At 62.0% G+C, this 18,955-nt stretch carries 9 protein-coding genes; 7 read left to right on the top strand and 2 right to left on the bottom strand.

Going from position 1 to position 18,955, the window contains the following annotated elements:
- Nucleotides 1-39: 39 nt before the first annotated feature.
- Nucleotides 40-759, bottom strand: a complete 720-nt coding sequence (locus BM399_RS00355; RefSeq protein WP_244531003.1) for a CAP domain-containing protein — start codon at nt 757-759, stop codon at nt 40-42.
- 461 nt (nt 760-1,220) lie between these two features.
- Here BM399_RS00355 and BM399_RS00350 point away from each other — a divergent pair, with 461 nt between their 5' ends.
- Nucleotides 1,221-1,460 carry a helix-turn-helix domain-containing protein gene (locus tag BM399_RS00350; protein WP_092862612.1) on the top strand — a complete coding sequence of 80 codons (240 nt, stop codon included), beginning with the start codon at nt 1,221-1,223 and terminating at the stop codon, nt 1,458-1,460.
- Nucleotides 1,461-1,474: 14 nt separating this feature from the next.
- On the opposite strand, the gene BM399_RS00345 is transcribed toward BM399_RS00350, so the two are convergent.
- Nucleotides 1,475-1,720 (bottom strand): hypothetical protein, encoded by a 246-nt coding sequence (locus BM399_RS00345; RefSeq protein WP_143111290.1) that lies wholly within the window; start codon nt 1,718-1,720, stop codon nt 1,475-1,477.
- A 312-nt stretch (nt 1,721-2,032) separates the two neighbouring features.
- On the opposite strand from BM399_RS00345, the gene BM399_RS00340 reads away from it, so the two are divergent.
- The 6 genes from BM399_RS00340 to BM399_RS00315 all read left to right on the top strand — a co-directional run bounded on the left by BM399_RS00340 (nt 2,033) and on the right by BM399_RS00315 (nt 18,899).
- The gene (locus tag BM399_RS00340; RefSeq protein ID WP_092862606.1) at nt 2,033-3,205 is read left to right on the top strand and encodes a hypothetical protein; all 1,173 of its coding nucleotides are present in this window, start codon (nt 2,033-2,035) and stop codon (nt 3,203-3,205) included.
- 17 nt (nt 3,206-3,222) lie between these two features.
- The gene (locus BM399_RS00335; RefSeq protein WP_092862603.1) at nt 3,223-6,588 is read left to right on the top strand and encodes a helicase HerA-like domain-containing protein; all 3,366 of its coding nucleotides are present in this window, start codon (nt 3,223-3,225) and stop codon (nt 6,586-6,588) included.
- 723 nt (nt 6,589-7,311) lie between these two features.
- The gene (locus tag BM399_RS00330) at nt 7,312-9,834 is read left to right on the top strand and encodes a transglycosylase domain-containing protein (protein ID WP_092862600.1); all 2,523 of its coding nucleotides are present in this window, start codon (nt 7,312-7,314) and stop codon (nt 9,832-9,834) included.
- A gap of 86 nt (nt 9,835-9,920) precedes the next feature.
- Nucleotides 9,921-12,419 carry a hypothetical protein gene (locus BM399_RS00325; RefSeq protein WP_244531002.1) on the top strand — a complete coding sequence of 833 codons (2,499 nt, stop codon included), beginning with the start codon at nt 9,921-9,923 and terminating at the stop codon, nt 12,417-12,419.
- Nucleotides 12,420-12,579: 160 nt separating this feature from the next.
- A complete protein-coding gene (locus BM399_RS00320) occupies nt 12,580-13,152 on the top strand; it encodes a hypothetical protein (protein WP_092862596.1) in 573 nt (190 codons plus the stop codon).
- Between the two features lie 383 nt (nt 13,153-13,535).
- The gene (locus tag BM399_RS00315; protein ID WP_092862593.1) at nt 13,536-18,899 is read left to right on the top strand and encodes an alpha-2-macroglobulin family protein; all 5,364 of its coding nucleotides are present in this window, start codon (nt 13,536-13,538) and stop codon (nt 18,897-18,899) included.
- Nucleotides 18,900-18,955 lie beyond the last annotated feature (56 nt).

Raw genomic sequence — 18,955 nt, 5'->3', positions numbered from 1 at the left:
CCGGCTCCCCGGAGGGGAGTCGCCAACGCCAATCAAAAACTACATCGGCGAGCCGATGACCAGGGTCCAGAACGATTTGAATTCGGTTTTCGGATCTTGCACCAGCGCGATGCCCATGTGCTGCGCATCGGGCGTCAAAAGGTTCTTGTTGTGGCCGGGGCTCTCTTCCCAACCCTTCAACACTTCGTTGAAATTGATTTGGCCCGTGCCGACGTTCTCAGCCGTGAGACGTGCACGATAGCCCGCGCGCTTCACGCGGTCCCACGGATTTGAGCCGTCCGAACCGTAGTGAGAGATGCGGTCCCACTTCGCAAGATCGCGGGAATGAGACTTGGCGGCTTCGGTCAACTCCGGATTGAGCTTTAACGGCTTCAGGCCGTTCTGCTTGCGATAGGCATTGATGAGATCGCGCGCCATCTCCGCATTGAGAGCGGTGCGGGAATAGTCCCGATCGGAAAGCACGCCAGGAGGTGCTTTCTCGAACGTGCCCGTGGGCGCCTTGTCGAGTGAAGCAACCTTCACGTCTCGCGGCGCAGAAGGTTCGCCGCCGAGACCAACACTTTTGACCGTCGGAGCATACGAAGCGGACTGCGACGGCGACGACGTGATCGACGCGGTGGTGCCGGGATCGGCAAAGCCCGAAGAGAGGGATGTGGAGCCAAGGCTGCAACCCGCTAATGCGGAGGCAAGCCCGGCGGTGAGCGCGACGCGATACATTTTGGCTACTCCCGGCACGAAACGTGCGGCTGGGGTCAGCATTGCCGGAAATCCGTTAACTGCCCGTTAACGCTAACGAGTTGCGAATCGCTCGTGACCTCGCGCCACTGCGAACTTTCAGAGCCACACATACGCTTGACCCTCGCGAACTCGAACCCCCTGCCCCAGAAGCATAATCGCCTCAATAAGGTGTCGCGATTTTGACGATGGCGCGGCGAAAGCCTGACGCGGCGCAGAGGTGAACCGCAAGTTCACCCGACCGATTGAATATGACGGAGTGCCCAATAGACGTGCACTGAATATCGTTTAATGTCGACTAGAACTTAACTAAAAATTGGACGCTGAAGATCGGATCTAGCTAAGCCTAATCGACTGAAGGCGTTTGCTTTTTCCCTTGAAGACATAAAGTCGACCTCACTTCACCTTCCTTGCGACATGACGATCGTCTTGGACGATGAGGCGTTGCTGACTTTCAGCTTGGGCGCTTTCGGCGGAGACGTTTAATGCCCAAGAACGGGCCTCAGAAGAGCATCGATGAGATTCTCGGCGCACGTATCCGAGAACTCAGGACAGAGGCCCGTCTGTCGTTGGAAGAAGTAGCCAAATCCGCAAAAATGTCGGTCTCGGACTATTCAATGGGAGAACAAGGCCTTCGCCGGTTCAGTGCTGCCGAGACGTTGGATATCGCACGAAGCCTGGGTATCGAACTGACTGAACTCTTGTCCGTATTGAAGAAGGACTAGAAGCTGAGGGATCACTATTTGGATTTGTCGATGATCGCCGCTGATTTCGCCAGCAGCTCATAAATTTCATTATACAGCTGAAGGTCCTGCATCCTCCACGTGATATCCAGACATTTCATCAGCGCGTCGTGAGTTTCAAATAATGCTCTAGTCAGCTCGGTCGGCTCTCTGTGGAGCAAAATCTGCCGTGACAGCTCGCTGTCATCGAGCGCCAAGATGCGACGGAGAATCCGGTCCGATGGTGCTTCATCCGACGGCATTTCAAGGCCCTTCTTTTTTATAGTGGTCGACTGCCTCACAGTGTAGTTGCCGGGGTTCCACTATATTTATCAAAGAGCCGCGTCGAACCCTCGTTTCACACCAGAACATAAACTCAGTTCAGTGAGAAGCCTATTTCATCGATCGCGGACGCACGAGTTCATCCAAATCGTCCTTCTCGCCTTGTCGGAAAACCTGCCATGCCCCGGGAACGGTGTCTGCTGTGGGTCACGAACGAACTTCGCTTTGAACTCCTTGAGCAATCATCGAAGTTGTCGCGACAGCGCATCTGATTCGCGCGGGGGGACTTTTCGATGAGTGCAGCCATCGAACAATCAGCCATGGAAAAATCCGGGCGGACAGCCGCGGCCGGATCTTCGAACCATCTCGGCGTTCGCGACCTCTTGCTGCTTCGCATCGCCGTGAACGGGGCGACACGCGCCGATCTTCAACGCGACGTCGCGCCCTTGCTCGCCCCGCGGATCTCCGGCACTGAATTCCGCCAGGCCGCCGAACTGGCGCTGAGCACGCTCGCCGGCTCCCAGCTCACCACCGAAGCCAAGGGCCGCCTGACAGCAAGCGCCAAGGGTCTGAAGGCCGCTGAGGTCATACTGTCTCCAGCGCGCGCCTTTCCTGACACCTGGGCCGACGTCAAAACCGCGCTCGTCCTCGCAGCGCTCGGAGCCAGCGACACACCATCGGTTAGAAAAGCGATCCAGCGGGCCGAAGGCCTCGCCGCGCTCGTGTTGCAGCGTCACTTCGGAAAATCGACGGCGCGTGTCCACTCGCCTGCCGATCTCAGGGCCGAACTTGCAATCGTGGCCCTCGAACGCGCCTTCGGCAATAAAATAAAGACCGGCCTCGGCAAGGGCGCGGGCCTCCCGGCCAAACCGGGCAGGCTCCTCGCCGGCCAGCTCTTCAAGCAACCGCGCGAAATCGCGAGCGACGGCAAGCTGATCATCCAGCTTGCATGCGAAATCGCGGGTTGCCGCGAGCCATCGTTGGCTGCGCTCGAACTAGCTCTGCTGCGGGCGCTCATGGTGCCCAAGGACGAGGGAGCCCGTAACGCGCCCAGCCATCCGCGCGCCGAGCCGCCGCGGCGTGCGACGCGTGCGCCCACCCCGAAGCCCGCAAACGACCGCGCGCCTCTTGAAGAGAGCCAGCCAGCGCCTTATCGAGTTGCGTCTCCTCCCGACATGCCCGAATTCTGTCGCGCTGTTGTCGATGCGGCACGACCGGTGGCGGAGGGCTGGCCAGGTAACCGGAAGGCGTTTATCTCTTTGGTATGGAAGGCGATTCGCAACGCGCGTCCCGACTGGGGTCTATCCGAGATTGCATTCAAGGGAATGCTCGCGGAAGCCCATCGTTCAGGCCAGCTCGAACTCGCGACCGCTGATCTCAAAGACGGTCGCGACCTCAAATCGCTCGAGGACTCGAAGATCCTCTACAAGAACACTGTCTGGCACTTTGTGCGCGTTCAAGATTGAAGGCATTCCGGTACGCAATGGGTGTTGAAGGCGCTTCCCTCAAGCCGACGTTTGCTCCTTCGCTCGCGCCTGACAAGCTGAGCGAAGCGTTCGAGCATTCCATTACCTGGGAAGATGATCTCTGGCGCGCCGACCCCGTCGACGTGCCGGAAATCCACGCCAAGGCGCGCCAGAAATTCAACGATCTCCTGACGACGGTCACATCCGGGCGCGGCTATCACGTGCAGGATCGCATCCTGCTGTTCCACGGCCAGTCGGGTGCTGGGAAAACCCATCTATTGCGGGCTTTGCGCACAGATAGCCATCGCAGCGGCCAGAGCTATTTCGGCTACGCGCAGATGACGCCGGACGTGCAGAACTACGCCGACTTCTATCTGCGCCGTCTCGTCCACTCGCTCGAAAAGCCATACGACCCGGATCGCTTCGGCGAGTCCGCGCTGTCGCGTCTGACGAACCGGATGGTGCTCGATTCCGAGGTCATCTCATCGGCAGATCTCGAGAAGCTTCGCGACGCGACGCTCGACGACAAGCAGCTCGCCCATTTCATTCTCCGGCTCGCCGATCAGATCGTCGCCTGCGACAAATTCCAGACGCGCGAGCTCGACATCAACATCGTGCGCGCACTCCTTTACCTGCAGCGCCGCGATCCGCGCATCGATCAGCGTGTCAGGCAGTATCTCAACGGCCGCCAGCTGACGGCGATCGCGCACGAGGCCGTCAGCGCACTCGATCCCAACGACGGCGAAGATCGCGCGTTCGAAATCATCGCCGCACTCGGCGCGCTCATCTGGACCGTCGATCGCGCCGCGCTGGTCTTCTGCATCGATCAGGTCGAAGACCTCCGCTTCTTCGACAATGCCGAGGACCGCTTCCAGCGCGCCGTCCGCGATCTCATTCAGATCGCCAACCGGCTGACCAACGCCATCATCATCATCTCGTGCCTCGAAGACTTCTACGGTCAGGTGCGCAGCCTCGTCGCCCAGTCGTATATCGACCGCATCGAGAAATCGGGCCCCGTTCTCCTCCGCGAAAGCCGCACGCCCGAAGAAGCGCGCCTCATCATCTCGAAGCGGCTGGCCCATCATTCGGAAATCAACGGCGGCGGCCTGAGCTTCCCCGACGCCTCGCAATTTTTCGGACCCCAGTTCTTCGAAGAATTCGGCGGCCTCTCCACGCGCCGCCTGTTGGAGCATGCTCAGTCGCGCCTGCGCGAGGCGACGTCGACCGAAGGCGACGAACGCGATCCCGAGCCCGAGAGACCGTCATTCATCTCGACGCTCGCTCAGGCGCTTGGCCAGGCGGTCGGCTTCGGCAATCCCGACGACGACGCCCCGTCTTCACTTTCGGCCGTGCAGTTCCGCGAGATGTGGGAACGCTTCGCCAACGAAAGCGAAGCCGAGATGCCGGCCGACGATCAGGAGCTGGTCGACGTCCTGTCTGCCGCCCTTCTGCTCGCGCGCGACGAATGGGGCCGTTCGATCGAAGTGACCGTAAAGCGGCTCGAGCTTGGCGACGACCTCCCGGCATTCGATCTGACCGTTCGCCATCGCACCGGCTTCGCCAACGACGTTCGCGTGTTCCTCTGCAATCGCCCGACCCAGGGCGGCGGACTGAAGCGCCAGCTCGACAAGGTGTTGACCGCGATGCAGGGCAAGCCCTGCTTCATGCTCCGCGCCAGCGACTTCCCGCCGAACAAGAAAAACCAGACCGCGCAGGCATTCCGCAAGTTCCGTGACGGCGGCGGCCGCCAGCTCCTCGTGCCGATCCCCGAGTGGGAACGCATGATGACCGTTCGCGAGTTCACCGCCCATCACCGCAGCGACGCGGGCATGACGCAATGGCTCGAAGGCACGAAACCGCTGTCGAGCCTCATCTCGATCATTCACCTCTTGCGCCTCGATCTGCTCGGGCGTCCGGTTCCGCGCCTCGTCGCCAAGAGCATGGACGATCCGCAGTCGACGCTCGACGGTTTCGACGCGGTCTCCGCCAACGCGACACCTGCCGCCGAAACGGCTGAAGGCGATAACGGCATCCCGGCAAATGACGACGACCTGCCGATGTCCGTCATTCTTGACGAGGACGGCAGTTACGGCGCCAGCATTCTGGCGGGCGGCGAAAAGGGCAATCGCGGCCGCGCCGTGACGTTGAACAAGAGCGTGCTGAAACGGCATGCTGCGTTCCTCGGCGGCTCGGGCTCCGGTAAAACCACCCTTGCGTTGTCGCTCATCGAGCAGCTTCTCCTGCGCGGTGTTCCGGCCGTCCTGATCGACCGTAAGGGCGATCTCGCGAGCTATGCGAACCCCGACGTCTGGCGCTCGGACGAGAACGAGTCGGCCGATCGCCGTTCAGAACGCGAAAAGCTCGCCGACGCCATCGACGTCGCCGTCTATACGCCCGGCCGAGCTTCAGGCCGTCCGATCTCGATCACGTTGCTGCCGAACGGCATCAACGAGTTGCCCGACCACGAGCAGCAGCTCTTGGCCAATCTGTCGGCCGCGGCGCTCGGCGAGATGCTTCACCTGAAGAACTCGGCAACGCACCAGAAGCAATCGGGCGTTCTCGCCGTCGCGCTGCGCATCCTGGGTTCGCTATCGACGAACGAAGTGACGCTCGCCGACCTGATCCATCTCCTCGAGGACGAGCACCCCGAACTCACCGACCAGACGCAGCGCATGGACCCATCGGGTAAACTTCGCCGCGATCTCGTCGCCCAGCTCGACTCGCTCCGCCTGCGCAACGCCGCACTTTTCGAAGGCGGCGGCGAAAGCCTTCGCATGGACAGCCTGCTCGGTCTCGGCAAGTATCAACGGCCGAACCGCACGCGCCTCTCCGTCATTTACACGGGCTTCCTCGGCGACAACGAGAACATCTTGTTCTGGGTCTCGCAGTTCCTGTCGGAGGCGCTCCGCTTCTGTCAGCGCAACCCGAACGACGAACTGCAGGCCGTCGTCATGTTCGACGAAGCCGACCTTTACATTCCCGCGAACTCGAAACCCGCGACCGCCGAGCCGCTGCAGAGCTTGCTGAAACGCGCCCGGTCGGCCGGCCTCGGCATGATGCTTGCGACCCAGTCGCCGGGCGACCTCGATTACAAGAGCCGCGACCAGATAACGAGCTGGTTCATCGGCCGCGTCCGCGAAGACACGGCACTGCGCAAGCTGAAAGCCGCCTTCCAGTCCGAATCCGGCCTCGACCCGACGGTCGCGCTTCCGGGCCAAACAGTCGGCGAGTTCCATCTCGTTCAGGAAGGTCTCGTAAGGCCGATGAAGGCGCAGCGTTCATTGATCGCTGCCGAGCAGGTCCCCTTCGACCGGATCGAGCAATTGGCTGCTGAAACGAGAGGCACCGACGAGAGGCAGCTTCGCCTTTTCGACCTTCGGTAATGTTCAATTCGCGTTTCAAACCACGACATAATCCGTGATGATGCGGTGCCAGCAGTTGCGGCACCGGACGCAGCTCATGAATTATTCTGAACGCCTAAGCATTTGTAATATATAAGATTATTATAATTTTTCACGGCTGGCCGAATGTCGTTCTTTCAGCTGTTGCCATGAAACGTTTTGTGTGATCCGGTTTCTACGATGCGGCGGTCAAACGCCTTGCAACCCCTGTCAAGTTTTTTTGCAAAGCTGTATTCTTCACGCACGCCGGGCCTGAGGGGTTTTGACCGGCTGCGCTGATTGGGGGCGGCTCCATTTAGCGGAATGAGGTGTCGAGACCGAGGGGGCAAACCGGTCGAAACATCATCTTTTAGGGCCGCGAGTAACAAGTGGAGTGAACTCAAGAGTTCAGTGCGGGGTAAAGTGTTATGGTGGCGAAACCTTTCGTCATGGTGGTCGTTGCAGCGCTCATTGGTCCTGCAGTCGGCGTCGGCCTTTTTATACTGATGAATAATTTCTAGGCTTCCGGACTTCCTGCTTTTCGCTGAGAGATCCAAGCTGCTTTTGCGTCGGCGGCATCGCCGCCTGCGCGCGCCGTATATTTGCCGTAACTCCGAGCGGAAGCCGACAAGCCTTCGCTGACTTGACGCCTCAAAGCTCGACTAGCGTCTAATACTCAGCCGCCGCCCATCCCGGCGATGGCATTAGCGCGGCTTTGCGACAGCGATGTTACGTTTACTGCGGCATCTGACCGCTTTCGCGGAGTTCTGTCTCTGGGTGCCGCGCGCGATTGTGCGCTGGCTCATGATGACCGTCGCGTTCAATCCGAAGCTCGGTCCACTCCGCCACGTCTTCACGGCAGCATTCCTCTACGTTCTCTTTGCAATCCTCCTCGTCTACGTCGCTGCACCGATACGCGGCTACATCGGCGAGCTTTCGATGCATGACAGGCTCGGCTACGACGCCGAACGCTGGCTGGCGACAGCGATCTACGATCCCAAGGGAAGCTTCGTCGGCACGTTCGATCCGCGCCTCGATAGCCTGCGCGATGTGAACTACACCGACAGCGCCATCGCGCTTGGCGACTACGTGGCGAACCCCGACCACAAATCGATCCCCGTTCGCGAGGTGCCCGAGCAGTATTGGCGCTGCCTCTCGTTTCAGGAAGACCGCTACCTCGGCGGCCCGCTCAATCCGTTCGGCATCGACCTCATCGGCGTTCTGAAAATCCCGCTGACGACGATCACCCGCTCGATCGCGGCACGCCGCCCGAGCCTCGGAGTCGGCGGCTCGACACTGCCGATGCAGTTCGCGCGCGTGATCTACAAAACCCCACCAAGTACCGATGAGGGCGGCATCACGAAACTGCGCCGCAAGCTCGGTGAATGGTGGCTCGCGCCCGTGATCTATCGCGAGTTGACCCGCGGCGGCGACGACACGCTTCTGAAGCAGTGGGCGGCGAACCACATCTGGCTTGCACAGCGGACCGGCGGCCAACCACTCCATGGCGTCGAAGTGACGAGCCAAGTCGTATTCGGCAAGGAAGCCAAGGATCTCTCGACGGCCGAGCAATTCGTGCTCGCCTCCGCCGTCAACAAGCCGATCATCCTGCTCGAAGGCAACGACCGGCTGAATGCCGTCCGCCTCGACCGCTGGCGCTACATTACGGAAGTCCGCGCGCGCACCTGCGCCGAGAAGCTCATCACCGATGAAGCCGAGCAGAAGAAAGTCGTCTTCGAGTTGATGGAGCTCGCCGGCGGCCCACCCGATCCGAAGGTGAAGCCGAAGCTCGAAGCGGCTCTCGAACGGTTCGCGCCGGAACAAATGAAACGCGCCGAAGCCAATCCGACGATCCGCGCCAACCTGCTTCTTCCGGCAGCGCGCTTCGGCATCCGCGAGGAAATGAAACAGAGCTACGGCTTCGGCTGGCGCGATTACGTTCGCGGCGTGACGACGACGTTCGACATCGGCGAAAACTTGAGCTTCCGCGAGAAGATCGACGGCACCCTCTCAGAACTCGACACGAAATGGACGTCGCGCATCGACCCCGCCTATACGCTCGACCCCAAGAAGGTGATGGCCGACAAGGCCCTGCCGAACGTCATCGTGGTCGCGGCCGATGCCGATGGCAACATCGTGCGCTACTACGAAGCGGGGGAGACGGCCGCTTACTTCGGCTCGCTGCCCGCGCGCCGCGCTGACAATGGCCTTTACGATTCGACACTCGAAAGCCGTCAGGTGGCCTCGACAGGCAAGATGATTTTGGCGGTGGCGCTCGCCAATCAGGGCCGCGACACGGCGGAGAGCCTCTACGCCGATCCACAAGCGCCGGCGCAGGGCCTCGACACGTGCGCCAAGGGCGGAAGCAACGGAAGCCGCAAAGCCGTCGTTGCGTTCGCGTGTTCACTCAATGCGCCGCTGATCACACGCGGCGCGCAACTCGGACAAGCGCCGATCAAGCGGCTGATCGACGGCTTCGGCTTCACCATGCCGCCCGCCGCGGAGTTGGGCGGAACACCACCCTCGACGGCCGCCGTGCTTGGACAGATCGCAGGCGCGCCCCAGCGCGTGCAGTTCATGTCGAGCGTGATCTTGGCATCGCTGATCGGACGCGGCACGAAGCCGGTCCGCCCGCCGACGCTGATTGCAGCTTACGACTACACGCAGAAAGGCGAAGGCGGCGCCGGCATCGCCGCGGAAGCTCGCCCCGCCGTCATCCCGAAGTCGCTCATCCGGCCTGGCGCGGTGTGGCTGATCCGGTCTCTGCTCGAAGCGCCGCTCTGCTATCAGACCGGCGGCCAATCGTACGGCACGCTGAAAAGCCTCAGCCAATGGTGTGCCCGCCGCCGCGGCGACCTGCGGCTTCATTTCGCCAAGACGGGAACATCCGTCTCACTCGATCCGAACGCCACCGTCGATGCCTGGGCCTCCGGCGGACTGCAATTCGCGAACGGCGCCGCATATTCCTACGTCGTTCTCGTCGGCACCGGCACGGCCTCGAAACCGTGGGCGCGCGATCTGCATTCAGCTCAAATCGCTGCCCCCCTTCTCGATGTCCTCCTCCGCGACCTTGCCGATCACGCCAAAGCGAACCCGCGCCGGAATCTACTGCCACCTCGCCAACCCGCATCGGCACCCGTTGCAAATCTTCGCGGCGCTCAGCGACCACTCGCGTCCGCAGCGACGAACGCGCGCGACGGCTCACCATCTGACCAACAACTCCGCACCCTCACCGCCAACGAACGCTGAACGATCCGTTCATCCTCGCGCTGAAAATCCGCCAGCACTCGAACATCAGCGAGCCGCAGTTGCGACATTAAAAACGCGGACTGCGCGTGGAGTCTGCGCCTCTCACTTGGGATGGGTTGGCGGTGATGAACCTGGATGGTCCTGAATTCGGGCGCGGGACGGGCTCGATGCGCCTCTACGCCGATACGCGCGATGATGGCACGCCGGAAAAGCCGCCGCGCGATTGGAAACGCGGGATCCTCATCGTTGGTCTCGGCGCGTTGTCGTGGGTCGCAACCTACGTCGGCATGCTCGAGCTGATCGAAGCCAACATGGGCGATCTGCCGCTCGTCCATCGCATCATCGTCGGCTTCTCGGTCGCAATGCTGATGACGATGATCATCTGGCTTCTCGATCAGCTCTTCCGGCCGCTGCCCTTCACCACTAGGCTCTTCTACGCAGCGGGCTACGTATTCCTTTCGCTGATATCGATCGGGTTCGGCTTCGGCTTCTACTGGAAGGTTCTCGAAAGCCGCGGCGAAGCCTCCCGCTCGGCCGAAAGCGCCGTATCGCAGGTTCAGAATTCTCTGCATGGTGCGGAAACCCGCCTCGAGCAGCTGCAGGCGACACTGGTGCAACTGACCCAGGTCTCGACCGAAAAAGCCGAGATCGAGCGCACGAAGGGAACGTCGTGCCCGAATTCGAAGCCGGGCGACGGCCCGCGCCGCAAAATGCGCGAAGACGATGCGCAACGCTTTTCGTTTGCCTCCGACTTCGTCAAAGGCCGCATCGGCGCCGTCAAAACCGACATGGGCGCCCTCAACGGCGATCTCGCGAAAATCGTCTCCGCGGACGCATCGACCTTCGATCCGAAGACCGGCACGCGGAACGAATTCATGCGCGCGCTCGGCCGCAAGCTCGACATGACCGCGACGGGCTTCAACGCCTTCCGGACCGATCCGCAGCTTCGCCAGATCCGTTCCGATCTTGCCGACCGCGCCGAACGCACGACCTTCGGCGAAGGCAAGAACGGCGCCGTCTCCTGCCCCGACCCGCAGTTGCAGATGGCTTTGCGCGGCGTCGTGAAGGCCATCGATCAGCTGCCCGAGTTGCAGAAGCCCGAGATCGCAGCTGTCGAAGGCCCGGAGGCGACGATCGAAGCCTTCCGCCGCCTGACGACGACGTTCTACGGACTGCTGTCGTTCAAGATGCCGCCGTCCGCCGATGAGCTGCGCGAATTGCAGAAGAAGGCCGTTCAATCCGTCGAGAACTCCGGCGACGCCAATGCGCGTGCATCGCGATCCCTCGTCGACGATCAGGTCGCAGGCCTTTCCAAGCGCGATTACGTCCCGCTTGCCGTCGCGCTCTTCGTCGATATCTGCCTGTTCCTCGTCTCGATGGGCCAGCGTGCAGGCGGCCGCCTCGACGGCCTGGTTCCGAAAATGCAAGCGGCCGAGCGCGGACCGGTCATCGAGATCCTCTCGCGCTTCAACGATATTCATCGCGACAAGCAGATCCGCGAAAACTTCGAGCTGTTCCGTCATGTCGTCTTCGACATGAATGGCGATTACTACGTCGCCGTTCCCCTCGATGCGCCGCCACGCATGAACCCGACCGAACGCGAAAACCTTCGCGTCGAAGCGCAGCTTCTCGCCAATCTCTTCGCGAGCTTCGAAAAGGAAAAAATCTTCAAGCGCACGATGCTGCCCATAACGAGCAGCATCCAGAAACGCCTTAAGCGTCAGGGATCGAAATTTGCGGGCTCGGAATCGTTCCGCGTCTACAAGTTCACGAATGGCGCATGGTCCGACATCATCCTGGGCGCCGTCATGGGTGCCGCGCGCCGGGCCGCGAGAAGCGATGGCACGATCGGACGCTCGCCCGAGCGCGATGCGCCGTCGACGCCGTCGACAACGGAAACGCCAATGACGGAACGAGCAGCCCCTCCGGCACGCACGACACCATCCGCTTCGCGCGATGAAGAGCACGACGAGCCGATTGCCGCCCCGAACTTCGAGCACCACATTCGCCCCGCCCGCCCGAACCTCGCGATTGATCCCGAGCACGCCGCTCGCTTCGGCCCCTATGCGGAAGTCTATCGGCCCGAGCCGGCCCTTCCGTCAGCGGCCGCGCCGCAAGCACCCCGCGTGCGCCGCGCGCCGCCGAAGCCCGACCCCGAGGCGGACGTCACCGTCAAAGCCGCAAACAGCAACACCATTCAAACGGCGCCCATCGCGCCGCCGCCGCTACCCGATTTCCGCCCCGCGACGGTCGTCACGATCCCCCGTCCCCTCCAGCCACGCAGCGAAAAACCGGCAGATGCTCCCGCCCCCGCCGAGCCCCGCGCCAGCGTGACGTTGCAACGCGAAACCGCGACATTTTCTGTGCCGGTGAGCGAAGCCGTCATGCCGCCATCGCTCGAAGCCGCAATGCGCAGATTTGACGGCCGTTGGATCGAGGTCGAGAGCGTGAATAGCGATCCGGCGGGCGGCCATCCCCTTGCTCATCTTGACGCGGAACAACTCCCCGGACCTGCTGAAGAAATCCAGCTTTCTGAGGGCGATAGAGCGCTTATCCGTCGAATCGCACCACCGGCTGCAGAATGAAAAAGACTTGGAAAGAAAAAAGGATAACGCCGTTCGCCTTAAATCGAACCGACCGGCAACGCTTGTTTAACATTCTTCTTGGCTTAATGGGGCCGCCGAATGCCCAGCGGGGGGCAGTTCGAACTTCCGAATTAAGTCGGCTCAAGATAGGAAATCATAAATGCGCATCGCTTCGCCTTCGCGGCTCATGATGGTAGCTCGAACGGATAAGGAAGCACGCCTCAAGGACTTCATTGGGGATGGTCTGGCACCCCGCGAAGAAGGCCCGGCAGACCATAAGTGCTTGACTGTTTTTGTTCGCAATCCCGACAGCCCGGTCGCACGCGCGCTTTGCGCCGCGTGGTCTGAAGGGCGGATCGACGACACCCGCATCCGGATCCTGATCTGCGATACGAACGCCGAAGAACCGGCGGCGACATCGTTGCTGGATATTCCACACGCAGAATTTCGCGTTCTCGCCGACCATAGCTTCGGCCCGGCGCACGAACAGCTCGTCGTCAGTCAGAGCCGCGTCTGGATCGGCGATTGTCTTCGCCGCGATCCGACGAAGCGCGATGCTTTCGAAATCTATCACGCCGACGATGCCGCCATCGGCGTATTCGCCAGCGCGTCCTTCGAAAAATTGTGGGTGCGCGGCCGCCCGTTGAAGCCTCTCGCGTCGAGCGTCGCGCCGGAGATCATCGCCGTGCAATCCGCTGATCAAGACGCATTGCCCCGCAATCCGCGCCACTAACGCGGCCGTCGTCGCGACGCACACAAACTTCTTGTCATCCTCGGGCTCGGCCCGAGGATGAATTGTTTAACAAATCCTCAAGTCTTTTTGCGCGCCCGCGCCTCGCCCCGAACGGCCGAGGCCGGGCTATTACGCTTTTCCCGCACAACTTATCCCCGCCTTTTCGCGCTGTGATAGGCTTTGCACGTGCATGCGGAGAAAAAGACCGCAAGAACGCGCAATCGGCGGCATTTCCGAATTTGCCGCCGCGCTTCGGCCCTTGGCCCCTGTTGGGCTTTTGAAACACTCGCCGATTAGCGATACTCCGCCCGGACTGAGTTCCGTGCGCCACCGTGTGCCGAACGAAGCTCCGATCGTCAGGCACTCAAACAGGATGCCACCCCATGCACGTCATCGCGCGCCTTGCAGTGTTTTTCGCTCTCCTACTGGCCACGTTCTCAAGCGCCAGCGCCACCGAGAAACCCTTCCTGCACGCAGGGATTGCGGCGGATGCGAAACGCTACGAGACCTATCTCAAGGCCAATTGGAAACCGGACGGCAAATCGGCCGCCGCGCTGAAGTCCGAAGCGGAAAAAGTTTTCGCAACCGATCCAAGGGCCGCATCGAGATCCCTCGCCAATGCGGTCGCCGTCGATGAGAAAGATTCAGCCGCCTGGACGCGCCTCGCCGAAGCCCTGCTCGCGATCAAGCCTGATCCCGACAAGGGCGGCGAACGCTACGACCTGCCGATTTACGCTTCGGGCGCCGCCTACCGCGGATATCAGCGCGCGACCGACGACACGCAAAAGGCGCACGCGCTTTATGTTCTCGGCCGCACGCTCGAAACCCGGTCCTACTGGCGCCCGGCGATCGACGCGCTGAGCCTCAGCCTCACGCTCGCCGACGATCAGACCACGCGCGAAATGTATGACCGCCTCCGCGGCGAGTACGGTTTCCGCATGACGGATTACAAGACCGACAACGAGGCGACGCCGCCGCGTCTCTGCCTCCAGTTCTCGGAAGATCTTTCGCGCACGCAGACGGACGTCGCCAAATTCATCTCCGTCGGCGGCAAGGATCCGCAGAACCTCGTCCAGGAAGGCAAGCAGCTTTGCCTCGAAGGTCTGAAGCACGGCGAGCGCTATGAAGTGCAAATCCGCGCAGGTCTCCCCTCCGACATCGGCGAGACGCTGCTGAAGACGGCGAACATCGCAGTCTACGTGCCGGATCGCTCCGCGTTCGTCCGCTTCAGCGGCAAAGCCTACGTGCTGCCGTCACGCGGACAGCAGGGCATCCCCGTCACCACGATCAACACGAACAAGATCGACGTCGAAGTCTACCGCATCGGCGACAGAAGCTTAGCTACGACGCTTCAATCCGGCGACATGCAGCGTCAGCTTTCGAGCTACGACGTCGACAACATCCGCGATCGTTCGGGCATCAAGGTCTATCAAGGCCAGATGGATATAACGTCCAAGCTCAACGAGGAGGTGTCGACCGCCGTCCCCGTCACCGACGCGACAGGCAAGCTCGAGCCGGGCGTCTACGTCATGGTTGCGAAGCCCACCGAAAAACAGAAGGAAGAAAGCTACGAGCGCGCGACGCAATGGTTCATCGTCTCCGACCTCGGCCTCACCGCGTTCACCGGCAACGATGGCGTTCACGCGCTCGTTCGCTCTCTGACGGAAGCAACGGCCGTCGCTGGAACCTCGGTCAAGCTGATCGCCCGCAACAACGAAGTGCTCGCAACCGCGACGACCGATGATCGCGGCTATGCAAAGTTCGATGCGGCGATAACGAAAGGCGAAGGTGGCACCGCGCCCGCAATCCTCGTCGCGCAGAAGGGCGAGGGCGAATACGCCTTCCTCGACCTGACGCTCAACGCCTTCGATCTGTCTGACCGAGGCGTCCAAGGCCGCGACCCGTCGGGCCCCGTCGATGCTTACGTCTACACCGAACGCGGCGTCTACCGCGGCGGCGAGGAAGTCAACGTCACCGCTCTCGTTCGCGACCAGTTCGGCAAATCATCAGCCGTGCCGACGACGCTGATGCTCTTCCGGCCCGACGGCGTCGAGCAGACGCGCCTCGTGATGAACGATCAGGGCCTCGGCGGCCGCGCGCTCGCCGTACCGCTCGCTAAAGCCGCGATGACCGGAACGTGGCGTCTGCGGCTCTACACGGACCCCAAAGCCGAGCCGATTGCGGAGAAAAGCTTCCTCGTCGAAGACTTCGTGCCCGAACGCCTCGACATGACGCTCTCGGCCGCCATTCCGGCTCTGACGCCCGACGAAAATCAAACAATCAACGCCGATGGCCGCTACCTCTACGGACCGCCGGCCGCCGGCCTCGGCATCGAAGGCGAAGTCGTCGTCAAAGCCTCGAACAAGGACGTGCCTGGCTTCGCCGGATATGTCTTCGGACAGGCCGATGAACTCGTGAACCCCGCGCGCCAGCCGCTCGAAGCGAGCCTTGCGATGGACAAGGATGGCAAAGCCGCGATCCCGATCGTCCTGCCGCAAATGCCGAAGACGCCGAAGCCGCTCGAAGCCGCGATCACCGTCAAGCTCCGCGAGGACGGCGGCCGCACGATCGAACGTAACATCACGCTGCCCGTCGACTTGAAGCTCGAGCGCATCGGCATCAAGCCGCTGTTTGACAACTTCACCGCGGCCGAAGGCCAGAACGCCGATTTCGACGTCGTGCTTCTGGGTGCTGACGGCAAACCTGAAGCCAACAGCAATCTCACGTGGACGCTGACGCGCCTGGATACGAACTGGCAGTGGTATCGCCGCGACGGATCGTGGACGTACGAAGCCGTCACCGTGAAGCGCAAGATCGGCAACGGCGCTCTCACCGTCACCGCCGACGGCGCCGCGAAAATTTCGCAGCCCATCCAGTGGGGCCGCTATCGCCTCGACGTCGCCTCGAACGATGCCGACGGCCCGGCTTCGAGCGTGCTCTTCAACGCCGGCTGGTACACGGCAAGCGACAACGTCGACAGCCCCGAGCAGCTCGACGTCGCGCTCGATAAGAACAGCTACAAATCCGGCGAGACCGCGAAGCTGCGCATAGCCTCGAAACTCGGCGGCAAGGCGCTGATCTCAGTGCTCGGCACCGGCCTCCACCTGATGAAGGAAGTCGACATCGCCAAGGGCGGCGGTGAGGTTGAAATCCCAATCTCCGACGAATGGGGCCCCGGCGCCTACGCGACGGCTATTCTCTATCGCCCGATGAACGAGAGCCAGAAGCGCATGCCGAGCCGCGCCATCGGCGTCCGCTGGCTGCCGATCGACCAGAGCGGCAAGCATCTGAAAGTTGCCGTGACGCTTCCCGAAAAAGTAAAATCCGGAAGCACGTTCACTGTGCCGCTGAAGGTCGAAGGTCTGTCGCCTGGTGAAGACGCGCGCGTTGTCGTCGCCGCCGTCGATCTCGGCATCCTCAACCTGACGCGTTACGAAACGCCGGCGCCGGAGAAATATTTCTCCGAGCAGCAGAAGCTGTCGTTCGAAATCCGCGACTTCTACGGCAAACTCATCGACGGCATGCGCGCCGATCGCGGCAAGCTGCGCTCAGGCGGCGACGGCGGAGCAGCCCTCCAGGGCAACCCGACGGTCGAAACGGTCGTGTCGCTCTTCTCCGGCCTCGTTCGCGTCAAGGAAGACGGCACCGCAAGCGTCGACTTCGAACTTCCCGACTTCAACGGCACCGTCCGCGTCATGGCTGTCGCCTGGAGCAAAGACAAGGTCGGCCACGGGTCCGGCGATCTGATCGTACGGGACGCGGTGGCGCTGACCGTTGCCGTGCCGCGCTTCATGACGCTCGGAGACGAGGTGAACCTCGGCTTCAGCATTCACAACATCGACGGACCGGCGGCGGCGTACAAGCTCGCGCTTTCCAAAAAGGATGGCGACGACACCAACGAAACGCTCACCGAGATTGCCGACAAGACGGCGGACCTGAAAGGCGGCGAACGCACGCTTCAGCGCATCGCCTTCAAACCCGCCGATATCGGTCCGATCACACTCAAGGCTGTCGTCACCGGCCCGAACGACATTCGCGTCAAGCGCGAGATGACATTCGAGGTCCTGCCGCCCGCCGGCGATATCAAACGCACGACGATCTCGTCGCTGAAACCCGGCGGCAAGTTGCAGGTCACGCGCGATCTTGCGCAGGATCTGATCCCGTCGCGGACGCGCATCAACCTCTCCGTCGGCCCGGCCGCGCGTCTCGACGTGCCGACGCTTCTGGCTCAGCTCGACCGTTATCCCTACGGCTGCGCCGAGCAGACGGTGTCGCGCGCGATGCCGCTCGTCGTCGCCAACGCGGTCGCGGCGCAAATCGGCCTCGCCGAGGACAAAGCCCTCAAGGAACGCGTGCAAGGCGCAATCGCCCGCGTCTTCGACATGCAGGACTCGACCGGGGCGTTCGGCGTGTGGGGTCCGTCATCGACCGACCTCTGGCTGACCGCCTACGTGACGGACTTCCTGACGCGCGCCAAGGAAGCGAAATACGACGTGCCGCGCGAGGGCTTCAATCGCGCCCTCGATAAACTGCAGAACTTCATCGCCTACGCGTCCGACTTCGAGAAGGGCGGCGAAGATCGTGCATACGCGCTCTACGTTCTCTCCCGTAACGGCCGCGCGCCTGTCGGCGATCTCCGCTACTACGCCGACGAACGCATCGAACGTTTCTCGACGCCGCTCGCCAAAGCGCAAGTCGGTGCCGCGCTGGCGATGATGGGCGACAAGGAACGCGCCGAGCGGGTGTTCGCAGCCGCTCTCGCAGCCATGCCGGATAAGCCCGATTCCGGCTACCGCAGCGACTACGGCTCGATGCTTCGCGACGGCGCCGCACTCGTGACGCTCGCCGCCGAAACCGGCGTCGCCCGCGACGCACAGCCGAAGCTCGCAACCGTCATCGCCAAGGCCTACGAGACCCGCAGCTATACCTCGACGCAAGAACAGGCATGGATGCTTCTCGCAGCGAAAGCCTTGAACGACGAGGTGAAGGCGACGACGCTGTCGATCGATGGCAAGCCGATCAACGGCCCATTGCTCAAAGGCCTGAAACCGGCCGAGCTGAAAGACGGCACGCTGACGATCACCAACAACGGCGACACCGCCGTCGATGCCGTGATCTCCGTCATCGGCGCCGCGCTGACGCCGGAACCGCCAGCCTCGAAAGGCTTCAAGATCGAGCGTCAGGCCTACGCGCTTGACGGCAAGAAAGTCGATCTCGCAAGCCTCAACGGCGGCAAGACCGAGGTGAAGCAGAACGATCGCTTCGTCATCACCGTCAAGGTAACGTCTGACGAGCCGGCAGGCCGCGTCATGGTCGTCGATCGCTTGCCCGCCGGTTTCGAAATCGAGAATCCGCATCTCGTCGACAGCGGCGCGATTGCGGGCCTCTCGTGGCTGAAATCGACGGCCGACCCCGAGCACACCGAGTTCCGCGACGATCGCTTCGTGGCGGCCTTCAACTTCGCCAACGTGCGCACCTCGTCCGATACTTCGAACGGCGACAACGGCAGCTCGGTCGAAGGCGTTGATCAGAACTCGGTCGAAACGCCGGATGATGGCTCGGTCGTCCTGCCTGACGGCACGGCGCAGAAAAAGCCGCAAGCCGTGACGGTGACGCTCGCCTACATCGTCCGCGCCGTGAACCCCGGGATCTTTGTCCATCCCGCGGCAACCGTCGAAGACATGTATCGCCCCGAGCGTTACGCGCGCTCGGCCGCGGGTCAGCTCACCGTCTCGGCAAAGGAGTAATACGACGTGAGGCTGGGGCTCTTTGCAAAACGCATCAAGTCCACTTTGTTCCAATC

The sequence above is a fragment of the Hyphomicrobium facile genome (genome assembly GCF_900116175.1).
Lineage (GTDB): Bacteria > Pseudomonadota > Alphaproteobacteria > Rhizobiales > Hyphomicrobiaceae > Hyphomicrobium_B > Hyphomicrobium_B facile.
The sequence above is the reverse complement of the archived record's forward strand: the minus strand, read 5'-3'. Positions and strand labels throughout refer to the sequence as shown.

Coding starts and splice junctions, on each gene's coding strand:
- BM399_RS00355 (WP_244531003.1), bottom strand. CDS start 759: ATGCTGACCCCAGCCGCACGTTTCGTGCCGGGAGTAGCCAAAATGTAT.
- BM399_RS00350 (WP_092862612.1), top strand. CDS start 1,221: ATGCCCAAGAACGGGCCTCAGAAGAGCATCGATGAGATTCTCGGCGCA.
- BM399_RS00345 (WP_143111290.1), bottom strand. CDS start 1,720: ATGCCGTCGGATGAAGCACCATCGGACCGGATTCTCCGTCGCATCTTG.
- BM399_RS00340 (WP_092862606.1), top strand. CDS start 2,033: ATGAGTGCAGCCATCGAACAATCAGCCATGGAAAAATCCGGGCGGACA.
- BM399_RS00335 (WP_092862603.1), top strand. CDS start 3,223: ATGGGTGTTGAAGGCGCTTCCCTCAAGCCGACGTTTGCTCCTTCGCTC.
- BM399_RS00330 (WP_092862600.1), top strand. CDS start 7,312: ATGTTACGTTTACTGCGGCATCTGACCGCTTTCGCGGAGTTCTGTCTC.
- BM399_RS00320 (WP_092862596.1), top strand. CDS start 12,580: ATGCGCATCGCTTCGCCTTCGCGGCTCATGATGGTAGCTCGAACGGAT.
- BM399_RS00315 (WP_092862593.1), top strand. CDS start 13,536: ATGCACGTCATCGCGCGCCTTGCAGTGTTTTTCGCTCTCCTACTGGCC.